This window comes from Acinetobacter sp. BIGb0196 (genome assembly GCF_011759595.1).
GTDB classification, from domain to species: Bacteria; Pseudomonadota; Gammaproteobacteria; order Pseudomonadales; family Moraxellaceae; genus Acinetobacter; species Acinetobacter guillouiae.
Genome location: NZ_JAAOZA010000002.1, coordinates 884,873 through 899,113 on the forward strand (window position 1 = coordinate 884,873; position 14,241 = coordinate 899,113).

At 35.9% G+C, this 14,241-nt stretch carries 10 protein-coding genes and 1 pseudogene; 6 read left to right on the top strand and 5 right to left on the bottom strand.

Annotation, left to right across the window (positions count from 1 at the left end; translation table 11 throughout):
* Positions 1-13 precede the first annotated feature (13 nt).
* The 6 genes and pseudogenes from FHR28_RS16935 (at position 14) to FHR28_RS16960 (ending at position 9,309) form a co-directional block, all read left to right on the top strand.
* Positions 14-1,378 carry an amidase gene (locus FHR28_RS16935; protein WP_166783118.1) on the top strand — a complete coding sequence of 455 codons (1,365 nt, stop codon included), beginning with the start codon at positions 14-16 and terminating at the stop codon, positions 1,376-1,378.
* A gap of 67 nt (positions 1,379-1,445) precedes the next feature.
* Positions 1,446-2,615: a hypothetical protein gene (locus tag FHR28_RS16940; protein ID WP_166783119.1), complete on the top strand. Its 1,170-nt coding sequence runs from the start codon at positions 1,446-1,448 to the stop codon at positions 2,613-2,615.
* Positions 2,616-2,825: 210 nt separating this feature from the next.
* A pseudogene (locus FHR28_RS16945) lies at positions 2,826-3,264 on the top strand (hydrolase or metal-binding protein); the annotation flags it as partial.
* A gap of 345 nt (positions 3,265-3,609) precedes the next feature.
* Positions 3,610-4,911: a DNA cytosine methyltransferase gene (locus FHR28_RS16950; RefSeq protein ID WP_166783120.1), complete on the top strand. Its 1,302-nt coding sequence runs from the start codon at positions 3,610-3,612 to the stop codon at positions 4,909-4,911.
* A gap of 3 nt (positions 4,912-4,914) precedes the next feature.
* Positions 4,915-6,843, top strand: a complete 1,929-nt coding sequence (locus tag FHR28_RS16955) for an McrB family protein (RefSeq protein ID WP_166783121.1) — start codon at positions 4,915-4,917, stop codon at positions 6,841-6,843.
* Between the two features lie 24 nt (positions 6,844-6,867).
* Positions 6,868-9,309 (top strand): restriction endonuclease-like protein, encoded by a 2,442-nt coding sequence (locus tag FHR28_RS16960; protein ID WP_166783122.1) that lies wholly within the window; start codon positions 6,868-6,870, stop codon positions 9,307-9,309.
* A 153-nt stretch (positions 9,310-9,462) separates the two neighbouring features.
* Here FHR28_RS16960 and FHR28_RS16965 read toward each other — a convergent pair whose 3' ends face one another.
* From FHR28_RS16965 to FHR28_RS16985, 5 genes are all read right to left on the bottom strand, one after another.
* Positions 9,463-10,725 carry a mechanosensitive ion channel family protein gene (locus tag FHR28_RS16965; protein WP_004819007.1) on the bottom strand — a complete coding sequence of 421 codons (1,263 nt, stop codon included), beginning with the start codon at positions 10,723-10,725 and terminating at the stop codon, positions 9,463-9,465.
* 257 nt (positions 10,726-10,982) lie between these two features.
* The gene (locus tag FHR28_RS16970) at positions 10,983-11,378 is read right to left on the bottom strand and encodes a lysozyme inhibitor LprI family protein (protein ID WP_228722096.1); all 396 of its coding nucleotides are present in this window, start codon (positions 11,376-11,378) and stop codon (positions 10,983-10,985) included.
* 92 nt (positions 11,379-11,470) lie between these two features.
* Complete coding sequence (locus FHR28_RS16975) at positions 11,471-11,887, bottom strand: lysozyme inhibitor LprI family protein (RefSeq protein ID WP_166783124.1); 417 nt, start codon at positions 11,885-11,887, stop codon at positions 11,471-11,473.
* A gap of 498 nt (positions 11,888-12,385) precedes the next feature.
* Positions 12,386-13,576 carry an MFS transporter gene (locus FHR28_RS16980; RefSeq protein ID WP_004723176.1) on the bottom strand — a complete coding sequence of 397 codons (1,191 nt, stop codon included), beginning with the start codon at positions 13,574-13,576 and terminating at the stop codon, positions 12,386-12,388.
* 22 nt (positions 13,577-13,598) lie between these two features.
* On the bottom strand, positions 13,599-14,030 hold the full coding sequence (locus FHR28_RS16985) for a RidA family protein (RefSeq protein ID WP_004723174.1): 432 nt from the start codon (positions 14,028-14,030) through the stop codon (positions 13,599-13,601).
* Between the last annotated feature and the right edge of the window lie 211 nt (positions 14,031-14,241).

The window sequence follows — 14,241 nt, forward strand, 5'->3', positions numbered from 1 at the left end:
ACAAGGAGTTGTAATGTTAACGTGTCCAGTAAAAGGCTATTTTTCTGAACTTGATGTTGAGCAAATTGCGAAAATGCTTAGGTCAAAAGAAATTACTGCCAAAGCACTTACACAGCAGAGTTTAAATTCAATCAATCAGCATAAAGTGTTAAATGCATTTTGTTATATCGATGATGAATATGCGATACAACAAGCAGAATATGCAGATGAACTTTTTAATCAAGGAATAGATCTTAGCCCGTTACAGGGTATACCGATTGCGATAAAGGATAATATTGAGACTGCGCAACTTATAACCTCTATGGGGTCCAATTTTTTCAAAGACTATTTACCTGAAGTCGATGCTGAATGCGTACAAAAACTTAAAGCTTTAGGCGCGGTGATTATTGGAAAAACCAACACACATGAGTTTGCCTATGGGCCAACAGGGGATATTTCTGCACATGGTGCGACAAAAAACCCATGGGACCTTGCAAAAATTTCAGGTGGATCGAGTTGTGGTAGTGCTGTAGCGGTTGCTGCTGGACTTGTACCTATTGCAATTGGGACTGATACAGGTGGCTCGATTCGTATACCTGCAAGCTTAACAGGAGTTGTGGGTTTTAAACCGACCTATCAGCAGTTTTCAATGAAAGGTGTTTTCCCTTTGTCTAAGAGCTTAGATCATTTAGGCATATTAGCAAAAAGTGCTCAAGATATTGATTTGGTTATTTCTTTATTAAAACAAGGAGATTATGAACAAAGTCATCAAGTTGTCTCCAATACGTTAGCAGCGAGATCACCGAAATTAGGTTGGGTATCTGTTGATAATTTTATTGAAAACTATGATTACCCTTTATACCAGAAATTAAAGCAGCACGTTTTTTCACTTTGGAATAATCAAATTGATGAAGTATCGAGTGCTTTAACGACTTTTAAAGATATCCATCGCTATTTTTACGCTATTCAAAATAGTGAGGCGTATACCGTCCATCATCATCAAGTACAGCATTCTCCAACGTTATTTCAGAAAGATGTGTTGGAGAGACTACTACAAGCCCAAGAAACCAAAGGCTGGGAATATGTGAACGCATTAGATTTTCAAAAAAAGTACCAAGAAGACCTTGCTAAACTTTTTGATCAGTACGATTACCTCATCATGCCGACATTGCCGATACAAGCCACTGATCTGTATCAAAAAGGTTTGTATTTAAATGGCGCTTTTATAAATATTAAATCAGCTTTGCTCAGCCTGACCAATGTATGGAATTTTTTGGGAAATCCTGTACTCAATGTTCCGCTTTGTCATGAAAATAAAATGCCGATTGGTATTCAGATCATTGGTGCAAAGAAAAGCGATCGTCATCTTTTGGCCTTTGCAGTGAATAATGGTTTTTAGTTTTTTTATTTTTTCAATATTTAAGGTCTATTGACCTGTTAATAAAATGATAATCAAGGATGATTTTATGAAACATGATTTGTTTAAATATACAATATTCATACTACTTTTAAATGTGTCCTTCGTTGCAAATGCTGCGATTGAATTTGAGGGGAAGGATAAAGATTCTAAGTTAACTATTTCTGGTGAACTACGAGCAAGTTATCAAGAAAATAACTTTGAGAATAAGGCTTCTGATCAAAAAATAAAATTTAATACAGCTATTTTAAATATTGGGTATAGCTCTCCCAACATATTTGGGAATTTTCAATATCGTTGTTATCAATTTGATACCTTATGTGATTTTTCCACATTGGTACAAGCCAATGCTGGCTATCATTTAAACTCAACAGACAATGTTAAAGTTGGTTTACAGCCGATTCCTTTTGGGCCAGGGCAATTTTGGGACAGTAGTTTCTATGAAGGAATCAATACAACGATGGGACTTCAGGATACGATGAATTTAGGTGTTAACTACCATTTTGAGTTGCCCTCATCCACCAAAGTTGATTTGGCCTATTTTGTCGCTGATGGCGGAAATTATTATGGAAAAAGTAAGGATGCCGCCCGTTATACTGCAAATATGGTGAAATCAGCTGATTTGATGAAGACAGATCTGAATGAGAAAAATATGTGGATCGCACGAGTGGATCAAGACCTTAAGTTTTTAGCGACTGAGGATCTTAATGTATCTGTGAGTGGAAGTTATTGGTATTCTGAAATTGAAAATAAGAAAAATGCTGATGATGGTGCAAGAAACTCTTGGGCACTCTTTAATCGTATTCACTATAAGAATTTAAATGTCATGCTCACAGGCGGTAAGCAATCAATTCGCAATAAAGATCGTTTCAGTCCTTATAGTTCAACTTTTGGTTCATATGATGGTGAATATGACATTGCAAACAAAGGCTTCTTTTATACGGTTAACACCAGCTATGCTTTTAAAAATGTATGGGACTCATTCAATATAACGCCATATATGGTATTCAGTGGATTTAATAAGAAAGAAAAAGGCTTTGATGATTCTCAGCGTAATATTATGGGGGTGGCATGGGACTATAAAAAGATTACTTTATATACCGAATATATGATGAGCAAAAATGATCCGTTTATTGGTGGAACCGCCAGCTCACTTGCAGCTGGTGATGGTGGCAAGTGGAAAAATCTACTCAATATGATGTTTATTTATAAATTTTAAAGGCCCTTGAAACGCAATAAAAGAGATATGTTTTTGTTAAAAACCTCTCCTATTACAACCAAGCCCATGGCTAGAGCATGGGCTTTTTTGTCTATTTAATTTATAGAAAAATATAGCTTGTTTGATTATTGGTACGTAGAGGTATTCGAGTAGTCAATGGGGGAAACTGGTCAGTGACTTTGCAACTAACATATAGAAAAATACTCATTCCTATCACCTGATTTTTGCTCATTGGTGCAAGGAGGCAACTTTAAGTCTTTTGGATTTTGCACGTCAATTTAGATGATTCGGATGAATTGGGCACATTTATTTTTAGAACCACGGGTTTTAATAGTATTTGTACATTGGCTGCACGACTGAGTTATTAACATGCAGCATCCAATGGCTTACTTTCATGTCTACCGCTGTAACTAACTTTAAGAGGATAGTCAACCACACAAAGCTATCGACACCTGTGTATTATGTGGATTTAACTTTAAGAGAAGAGGGTGTGGATTTGCAGTCTGCAATTCACACAGCACGTGAGATTGATCAGCAAAGTAAGTAGGTAGGATCTAATTAGGAGGCACTCGATCAAATGGCAAGACAGGGTTTTGCCAATGCGAAGTTTGAAATGGATATAGAGGAGGGGGATGTAGTAGAGGAGTTTTAGGTGAATAATCAGGATATTCTTATTTCCAAGAGCATGGATTTGAAAAACAGTATATCAGATGAATTAATGGTAGCTTTTTCTATAGTAGTCTGATAATTAATTATTGAAAATATTAAGGAACTGTATTTTTACATAAAACTAAACTTCATGATTCCCTAGTTTTCTTAATATGTTTTTAATGAAAGTTCGGTAAATTAGGGGGGAAATTTATGCTTGCCTAATTGTAGTCTAATGATAAGATTTACCACTTCGATATACATATTGTAAAAATGACTTTATAGCCATTTTAAAAAGTTATAGGGCGGTTTTTTTTCAATTTATTAGGATTTGTAGTGTTAAATCATGAATGAAAGATTAGGTTTTCTGATCAAAGTTGAACAGTTATTAGAGCCTTTAGCGGTGTGGCATGTACCTCATGATTCAAGTGTCAAGTCTGTAATTGATCAATGGATAAATGCTATAGCTACTAAGAGTCAATTTTTTTGTAATCCTCTTATTGATAATGCGAGTCTTTTAGAAAAAAAAGTTATTAATTTACTGAAAAAAGAAAATCTATGGCATGGGCAAATAGATTTCTTTGATAAAGTTTTTGGTAACCTTAGCTTAGCCCCAAATCCTCAACATGACTTTAAGTTTATAGATTTGTTTGCGGGGATAGGTGGAATAAGATTAGCCGCTCAACGAAATGGGGGCGTGTGCGTTTTTTCATCTGAATTTGATAGTTATGCACAAAAAACTTATAAATTAAATCATGGGGATCTCCCATTTGGAGATATTACTAAAATTGATGAGAAATCTATTCCTGAGCATGATTTATTGCTAGCAGGTTTTCCTTGTCAACCTTTCAGTTATGCAGGTAAATGTGAGGGGTTTGAGGATCAAACTAGAGGCACATTATTTTTTGATGTACTGAGGATATTGGAAGCAAAAAAACCAAAATTCGCACTTTTAGAAAACGTTAAGGGTTTTAAATCGCATGATAATGGCAAGACCATGAGTATTGCGTTAAAGGCATTAGAAGAAGCTGGTTATAAACCTTTTTGGACCATTTTAAATAGCTATGATTTTGGAGTGCCTCAGTACCGTGAGAGATGGTATTGTGTAGCCATAAGAAAAGATATTGATTCTTCTGAATTCAAATTTCCTGAAAATAAAGATAGAACTACAACTTTAAGAGAGATAGTTGACATAGGTGTAGATGATAAAGCATTAAGTCTTAGTACATTTGAGTTGGAACGTATTAATTATCATTTTGAATATAATCACATTAATGAAAGAGTTGAACATGATAGCTCGATGTATGCTGGCAATACTAAAAAAGGCAAACATGGTGTTTTCTCTTATTTAAAGCCAGATGGCTCTTTACGTTTTCATGTTGGTGATGTGGCTAAAACACAGATTCAGGAAGCTTTTTATGCTTGTTTAGATACATATGCCCCAACTATTATCGCCAATCGGGTTCCTAAGTTGTGGGATATCAAAAGAAAATTATCAGTAAGGGAAGCGGGGCGGCTTCAAGGATTCCCTGATACTTTTAAATTCGATGTATCTCATTCGCAAGCCTATAAGCAACTAGGAAATTCGGTTACTGTTACCGTGCTATTTGAAATTATTAATGAAATTAAGAAATTGCAGGAACGCTAAAAAATGTCATGTATCTCTATAGAAAGACTCATTAATGCTAGGGATTATATTAATGAAAATGTGAACAAGCCTGAAACTTTTTCAGGTCTAATTTTCTTTCTATTGAGTGTTAAAAATAGGGAACTTGATGGGCGCTATTTAGAAGCGGACATGGCAAAGTTTTGTGATTTTGCTGATAAAGCATTTTATCTAAAAGATATACCACAGAACTATCCAACTAAGAGTTGGTATGCATTTTTAAGTCAAGATTGGAAGGAGCAAATCTTAGATGAATATTTAAGAGGGGAGAAAATACTCGTAAATGATTTAGTTATTAGTCTTTTTTGGTATAGGAAAGATGAATTACTAAGTCAACTGATAGAAGAATTAAAAGTAGGAATAGGAGAGGAGATTTTTAAATATTTATTTATAGAAACAAAAGAAGAAGATCAATATGTAATAGATATTATAAATAGAGATGTATTGTACAAGCAATATAAAGGCGCTGATACAAACTCAAACTACACATTAAAATTTAATGGAGATTTTATAAAATATAAAGCAAGTGCTTTAAGTTCAGCTACATTTGGACAGACATTATATGCGTCATTAGAAATAAAAAAGGTTATGCAAGTCGCTGATTTTGATTTCAAGGAAGCATATAGTCTCAACAATGGAACTAAAAAAAATAATCTTCTTTCTTTTAACAATCTTAGGCTTTATAAACCATTTTTACTCCTTGCTGGTATTTCTGGTACAGGGAAAACCCGATTCATACGTGAACAAGCTAAATCTTCAGGCAGCCTTTCTGAGACTTATTGTTTAATATCAGTCAGACCTGACTGGCATGAGCCAAGTGATCTGTTAGGTTATGTTTCTAGATTAACTGGGAAAGCTGAATATATTACATCAGATGTTCTGATCTTCATTGTTAAAGCATGGAAAGCAATTATTGATGCAGGAGTTGAGTTGAAGGTAAGTGATGTAGAAGGTTGTGGTGAACGTCTAGCTGTGAAGGGTAATATTTCCAATTTAGATAAAATTCTTCCTTATTGGTTATGCTTAGATGAAATGAATCTAGCACCTATTGAACAATATTTTGCTGACTATTTATCTGTACTGGAAACGAGGGAGTGGAATTGGATAGGTGAATCATTTAGCTATTATACAGATCCATTGCTGAAGCCAAATGTATTTAATGAGCTAGAGGATACTAATAGCTTCCGAACGAAGTTAGGTTTAGATAAGGCCAAATACAATGGTGTTTGGGATGGTTTTTGTACATATGGATTAGGAATTCCATTTAACTTGCTAGTAGCAGGTACTGTAAATATGGATGAAACTACACATGGATTTTCTAGAAAAGTAATTGATAGAGCACTGAGTTTTGATTTTGGCGATTTTTTCCCGAATGATTTTAATGCTTATTTTGAGCCTAAAACGCAGAATAAAACACTATATTATCCAATTTTATCTTCATCAAATTTATGCAACTTTCCTGAAATAGATCCTAACGGTGAGAAAACTATTAGTTTTCTTAAAGAAGTTAATAAAGTATTAGATCAAACGCCATTTAAGCTGGCTTATCGTGCATTAAATGAATTGTTACTTGCTGTTGTTGCTCAAAATCCCCAGACAAAATTTGAACTATTGGCGGTATGGGATGATTTTCTCATGTGTAAGGTTTTACCGCGTATAGAAGGTGATAGTGATAAATTGGCAAATTCACTTTCATCGGACTCGTTGTTATCGCAACTGAATAAATCAATTCGGGTTGAGTTTGCAAATCTAGTGGAGATAGAATTTTTGCAGGTAGAGGAATTAAAGCGTCCAGATTTGTATCGAGAGTTTACCAATGAAGAAAATAATTATGTGGAATGTAGAAGCCTAAAAAAAATAAGCTGGATGCAGTTACGATTAGAACGCTCAGGGTTTACCAGTTTCTGGCCGTAAACTAAATAATGTGGATGGGCACTTATGCCAGAATTACTTCGTATAGAAACTTCTGATTTTGAGTTTTCTATTTGGTCAAATGACATTACAACGCGTCAGAAGGCTTATACAGAGGCTCTCAATAAACGAGGTTGTAGTAGTAAGGCTTTACTTGATGGAAATGCTGTTTTGGGGCATAGGCGTCCGTTTATTTATTTTTCGCCTGCATTAAAGATCCAAGACTTAAAATTTGAACAGGTAACTCTCGAACAAAATCAGAATGATGAAATATCTAAAATTGAATTACTCTCATATCTGTTCTTCGAAAATGTACAATATCAATTTGAATGGGTTTTCCTTAATAAGGTTCATTCAGCTCAAATAGCACACAAGAACCAGTTGCTGAATGAGGGTTTCCGATTTATAGAAGCTCATCTAAGAATGCCTGCACGTATTATAGGTACAGTCAATACGGGTAATCATGTTGGTTGGATGCGGCTACCTCTCGAATATCGAATTGATGATCAAGTATTCAAACATGAATTATCTTTTGAGGTTCTTCCTACAAAAATGGATTTACATGCAGATTTACCTGCAATGTACCAGGAGATAGATCAAGTATTTCCATTATGGCGTTTCAGCTTGGTTGAAAAAACAGAACAAAATTCAGGTAAGAGTCAGCACCGAGGGCAGTTCCCTTTAATGTGGTTGGCGAATTTCGCACAATTAAGAGAGCGATTTGAACAGGGTTTGAAAGTTGTTATACAGGCCCCTCATAGCAGATTACAAATACAACACTCATTTATCAAAGCGGATCGACTTAAAGGACGGATAACACATCGGACTGGTTTGAAAATTAAGGAAGATGGTTTGAATGGTTGTTTTGATAAACGCTATAAAATTGAGACAAAAAAATTAAGTGTAGATATTCCTGAAAATAGATTTATCAAATCAGTTGTCACAACTTGCAAAAAAAAACTAGGTTCATTTGAAAAGGCTATAAGAGCAAGTAATCAAGAATTGGATAAACAGCGCCTCTCTGATACTTTTTTAGATGAGTTACATCAATGGCAACGCCCTTTGCAAAAAATATTGGAGCAAAATTTTTTTAATGATGTTGGACGCTATGCTGGTTTAAGTAAAGAGTCATTGGTACTACAGCAAAAAACAGGTTATAGCACTGTTTATCGAGTGTGGCAGGATTTAAAGTTCTATCTAGATATATTTGGGAATGTGTCAAATATCTCACTGAAGTCTGTGGCGGAGATATATGAAATTTGGTGCTTTTTAACACTTAAGAATATTTTGCGGGATGAGTTAGGATTTGAGGAAATCAGTGCGGCTAAGAATAAGTTAGTGTTAAATGAATTTTTTGAGTATCAGTTAAAAGATGGTTTTGTGGGAGCGTTTGAGTTTAAGCGGTCGGATGGGGTTAAAGCTCGATTGGTACATGAACCAAAATTTACTAAAAATGGGCGGGAAATTCGTTCATATTTAGTCAGTCAGGAACCTGATATTGTTTTAGAAATTGAATTATCGAATGGAAAACGATTCATCTGGTTATTTGATGCGAAATACAGAATCAAAACTGAGCAAGATCGTTTTGGTGCTGAGAATGTGAATAACACGGATTACGTGCCAGATGATGCGATTAATCAAATGCATCATTATCGTGATGCATTGATAAGGGTTACCACTGAGACTGAGGTCACAAGTAACAGACATTCAAAAAGTCGACCTGTATTCGGTGCTTTTGCTTTATATCCAGGTTATTTCGATCAGCAGCATATAAAGAATCCTTATCAATATGCAATAGATGAAATTGGCATTGGCGCATTTGCCTTATTGCCTAACGTTCCTGAGAGTGACAAAAACGGGCATTATTGGTTGTTGGAATATTTAACTGCTAAAATAGGGAATGCTGATATTGGCGGAAGGGGTTTAAATACATTGGATGAAAGTCTATATATGCAGGAACCTGCTCGTATTCCTTATCATGGCATGCAGCAAGTTTTACACACTGATTTGATAATGACGGTGTCATTGGCTGAGCAAACGGGACGAGATCAAACTTACTTTAATGCATTTAATGATGGTACAGCCCAATGGTTTCATTTACCTCAAGATACATTAGTTAGTAGATATGGTATTCATATTTCAAAAGAAATTAGATATTTGGCTATAGCAATGCCATCAAGTGAGCATCCAGAGACACAGCAAATTGAAAAAATTTGGCCTATTAAAAATGTAAGTTTAATACCTAGAAATAAAATTACCAAGGAGCAAGCAGGTAAGAATAGTGGTTTAACCCAAATCAATTATCTGTTTGAATTGGGGCAACCTTTATTGCTGATGAATAAAATTTTACGTGTTCCGCATAGTCCGATTAGAAATTCCATAAAGTTAACAACATTAGAATGTTTAACTACTGTTAATGAATTTACAGATTTAGAAAGTGTTTACATCAGCGCAATCAATTATCGGTAATTGTCAGATCAGGTTTGAGCTACTACACATTAAATAATACTAAACATTGAAATTTAAAGTTAACACTATGAACTGCCTCGAACAAGTTACTGGGTTTGATTCAGTAACATTTTTAATGCAAATGATCAGGGGCAGGAACCCCTGACCAATAACTCAGGACAGAAGTTCAGAGCTGCTTTCAGCATGTTTTGACAATGAGCGTAAATCTGAACCAGAAGGAGCCTGATAAATCTTTAGTCCAAATTCAGGAATAATTGCCATCAGATGGTCAAATATATCAGACTGGATTGCCTCATAATCATTCCATACCGTTGTATTGGCAAATGCATAGATTTCCAGCGGTAATCCCTCACTCGTTGGTTGTAACTGACGGATAATTAGGGATTGGTTTTTAGCAATACCAGCGTGTTGTTTTAAGTAGAACTCGACATAAGCCCGAAATGTTCCAATATTGGTTAGGCGGCGCTGGTTATAGACTGACTGATCTTCAAATTGTTGATTAAAGCTGTCCAATTCAGATTGTTTATTATCCAGATATTGATCCAGTAACAGGAAAGCTTTTAATTTCTGTTGTTCTTCATGGGTAATAAAATGAATACTGGTTTGATCAATAAAGATTGAGCGCTTGATTCGTCTCGCCCCCAACAATTTCATCCCACGCCAGTTTTTAAAGGTGTCCGTCACCAACTTATTGGTGGGAATTGTGGTAAAGGTTTTATCAAAATTCTGTACGGTAATGGTATGTAAGGACATATCAATAACATCACCATCTGCATTTAATGTTGGCATTTCAATCCAGTCACCGATACGAACCATATCGTAGGAAGAGATTTGCACCGATGCCACCAAGGACAGAATCGTATTTTGAAAAACCAGTAACAATACTGCTGCCATCGCACCAAAACCAGCAAGCAGGGTAAAAACATCTTTCTTTAAGAAGGTACCCAAGATCAGCAGACCACAAACGATAAACAGAATCAGCTTGATCAGTTGCAGATAGCCTTTGATGGGCTTATTCAGTGATTTGGGATTACGTTGATAAAGCAGATTAAAGACATTTAAAAGTTCACTGATGGCCAGTGCAATGGTCAGGAAGATAAAAGCCTGTGCAGCCATTTGTATCAGGCCAACCGCTTTTAAGGACAAATGTGGAACTGTGGTAATACCATTTAAAATAACAATGGCAGGAACAATATTCGCCACTCTGCGGATAACACTATGCTGGGAAAAAATTTCACTGTGTGCAAACTTCATTTTTGAAATAAGTTTACGTATTCCACGAACAACAACTTGTTTTGCAATATAATTTGCGACAAAGGCGAAAAAAATTAGAATTGATAATGATGTTAGCATCTCTAGCCATGGATACTGATCAGACCATTCCTGAATATTCTTTAAGAAGGCAAATTTATCCAAAAGTACAACCTCAAAATAGCAGATACGCTATTGTATTGATTGTGAATGACAATAATTTATAAAAATACTTTTTAGCTACATTCGGGCATCAATTACTTACTCAACAAGATTGACAGACTCTCAGAAAGTCCAAGTGAGTATATGAGGATGAGTATGCAATCGTTGGGCATAGATAAGCCCAGTTTCACGGATCACAATATGCCAATCAACATTACTTTGTTTAATGCTATGGGATGCTAAGTTTTAATTTTTAAGACTCAATAGTGGCTGAGTTTATCCGCAAGATTTGCAATACGGTTCAGACGACAAGACTGTGCATCTAACATTTGTCCCTGTCCTTCGGTTTTAGGATCCCAATTACAATACTTGTCGGTGTTTTCCCACCATGCTGCGATCTCATCCATCTGCCGGTCTTTTTTCACACTGTCTGGACGACTGATGATTTTGGCAAAGGCCTGTTGAACGCGGTTCTTATGTTGAGCATATTCTTGGTCCATACAGCTTTGCATTTCAAATGTTACTGCACCACTTTGCTTGATACATTGGCCATAACTGCTGCTTAATTTGGCATGAATATAAGAATCATCTGGAAGGGGACGAGGCATTTCATCATCGGCAAAAGCTGCAAAAGGAAGAAGAGAGATGAACAACAATGTAGTAGTTTTAAATTTTTTCATATATTTGACCTTTAGTTTTATCTTGATCTCGGTATGTGTTCTTGAATATCTTTATGCTTTGATTCGCATTATTGAAGTAAATTCAGATAGCGTTGCAATTGTGCAGTACGGCCTGCGATACGCTGTATATCATTAAGTTCAGTTTGCAAGTTGTCTGGCTGTGATTGACCATACAGTGTTGTTTCCAGTTCAGCATCACTTTGACGTGATTGTAGCCAAATGCGTTGTGATGCAACCAGTTTCGTTTTTTGGGTAGCACTCAAATGCGATTGTAATTTTTTATAGGTACTATTCAATCGCGCATCTTGACGTTCCGCCTCATCTTTTAGACAAGTTGCCTGTTCAATAATACCTTGGGCACTGTTGTCACAGTTTATAAAAGCTTGGCTTAATAAGTTTTCATTTCCTATTGGTGCAGCGAAGACCAAGCTTGAAAAAGTACATAAAAAACTGATCGGTAAGCATGCTAATCGTATTTTTTTCATAAGGGATAAACTCTTGATTGATCTATCAGGATGAATGTTGACTGTTGTGTGAGCTGAGTAAAACCTTGCTTGAGTATCGTCAATCACGCTTTAGCAAAGACAAACAGGGGTATCATTTTGACCAAAGTGTATCAATTTTAAACTTGAATAATCATGGATATTTGGATGTTTTTTCCAAAAACATAGATTGCTCTGTAAAAAATTCTTTAAAGGTCAGAGGTTTATCTTTTGTATAATCCTGCTCATCAACTGTTTATTCATATAGCTTCAAGATAGTAACCCGTATATCCATTTAAATTGAAATTGTATACATCGCATTTTTGGAATTATATCGCAGACTATTGATGTGAATATATTATGATCGGTTTTTTCAGACAATGGTTACAGTGAATATTATTCAAATAGAATGATTTGGGTGTCCGTATTTTTATTAAAATAATCAGTCTCTTAAAAAATCAAAATCCCTCAAATTTTGAAGGATTTTGATTTTAGAATGCTTTAAATAGTCTGTGCTCTATTAAGATATAGACGATCTAGCAGAGAAAATAGTGCAGAACCCATAACCAAACATACACCGACAAGACAAGTCATGGTCCAACCTCCATGATGCCATGCATAAACCCCTAAAGCAGAACCACATGCACCACCTGTGAAATAGGCTGTCATATAGATAGAGTTAATCCGAGATTTCGCATCTGGGCGTAAACGGAAAATGATATTTTGATTGCTGGTATGAACCACAGCGAGTCCAAAGCTAATCAGGCCATACCCTAAAATATAACTGGTGAGGTACTTTCCACCGAAATAAAGCAGCGCCCAACTGACGATCATCAACGCTACCCCAATCCATGTCAGGATACTGGTATGTCCACGGTCTGCAATTTTACCAATTTTTGCAGTGGCTAAAGCACCAAATACCCCAATGATCGTTGCAACACCAACCAAAACATCAGGTAATTTAAACGGTTCAGAGGTCAGTAAAACAGCAATCGTTGAAAATAAAATACTCATGGCTGCAAATGCAAAGCCACCAATAATTGCACGATAGACTAAACGACGTTCTTCTTTTAACAACACACCCATCGAGTAGAAAATTTTGCCATAACTCATTTTAAACACAGGTACATGTGGCAGACGTTTTTTCAATAAATAGGCAAGAATCAACATTAATACCGCACTGACAAAGTAAATCAGTTTCCAGTTAAACAGGTTAGACAACAAACCTGCAAGGCTGGTGGAAAGCAATAACCCGACTAAAAGCCCACTCATTAAAAAGCCAACAACTTCACCTGTTTTTTCAGGTTTAACTGCCATTGTTGCAAGTGGGATTAAAACCTGAGCCGCAACTGAAAATAGACCTGTAATAATTGTGCCAACCCAAAGCATGGGTAAATTGACAGCAAAAGCACACATCAATAGACCAATCGCGGCACAAAACATTAACCAAGGAATAAATTTGATTTTATTGACAATATCACCCATGGGCACAATGAATAAAAGACCAAGCGCATAAGACACTTGGGCAAAAGTCACTGTAAGTGCCACTTGTGATTCTGGCATATTGAAATAGAGTTGAATCGAGTGAATCAGCGGCTGACTATAATAGTTTGCTCCTGCGCATAAACCGCAGGCAATCGCCATCAGCCAAAGTAATGCTTTATTTTGGCTAATATCGAGTTGAGCATTCATAAAAATATCCTAGTTCTTGGAGTTACATACAATAGGCAGTTGCTTCAATTTCAATGAGCATTCCTTGTAAAGCAAGACACGGGACAGGAATCAGTGTACACGCAGGGAAAGGTTGATCTTTCCAAAGTTGTTGCATTTCCTGAATTAAAAACTGATGTTTTTTGGTACTGTGATCGACCACAAGCACTCTTAAAACAGCAATATCCAATAATGATGCATCAGCCGCTTGTAGGGCATGTTGCAGATTGACAAAAGCTTGATGAACTTGTTGTGCAAAATCTTGGGATAATTGTCCTTGTTGGTTTTCACCACCTTGTCCAGATATATGCAAAATACGCAAATAATGGCGTACTTCAGCCACATGACTATACGCAAATGCTGTTGGATTATAAAGTGTATTTGGGTTAATCATTTGGAACGATTTGATCTGAGCGGATTCTGATCTGGAATTCATGGATGACTCTTTTGATTGACTGGAAATTTCCGTCAGTATCAAAGCTCAAGTTAACTTAAGGTCAAGTGGAAATGCCAAGAAAAAACCGAAGCAACTGATCGTATTTATGAATGAACAATCAAGGGGCTGTTAAACAAGAAAACCGTCATATAGAAAAGTGATTAGAAGAAGCACTATGCAAGTGAAGTATGGCTCAGTATTAAAAGTATAT

What these genes read in the sequence shown, in the direction of transcription:
- FHR28_RS16960 (WP_166783122.1), top strand. Translation starts at nt 6,868, where the DNA reads ATGCCAGAATTACTTCGTATAGAAACTTCTGATTTTGAGTTTTCTATT.
- FHR28_RS16950 (WP_166783120.1), top strand. Translation starts at nt 3,610, where the DNA reads ATGAATGAAAGATTAGGTTTTCTGATCAAAGTTGAACAGTTATTAGAG.
- FHR28_RS16955 (WP_166783121.1), top strand. Translation starts at nt 4,915, where the DNA reads ATGTCATGTATCTCTATAGAAAGACTCATTAATGCTAGGGATTATATT.
- FHR28_RS16980 (WP_004723176.1), bottom strand. Translation starts at nt 13,576, where the DNA reads ATGAATGCTCAACTCGATATTAGCCAAAATAAAGCATTACTTTGGCTG.
- FHR28_RS16985 (WP_004723174.1), bottom strand. Translation starts at nt 14,030, where the DNA reads ATGAATTCCAGATCAGAATCCGCTCAGATCAAATCGTTCCAAATGATT.
- FHR28_RS16940 (WP_166783119.1), top strand. Translation starts at nt 1,446, where the DNA reads ATGAAACATGATTTGTTTAAATATACAATATTCATACTACTTTTAAAT.
- FHR28_RS16975 (WP_166783124.1), bottom strand. Translation starts at nt 11,887, where the DNA reads ATGAAAAAAATACGATTAGCATGCTTACCGATCAGTTTTTTATGTACT.
- FHR28_RS16935 (WP_166783118.1), top strand. Translation starts at nt 14, where the DNA reads ATGTTAACGTGTCCAGTAAAAGGCTATTTTTCTGAACTTGATGTTGAG.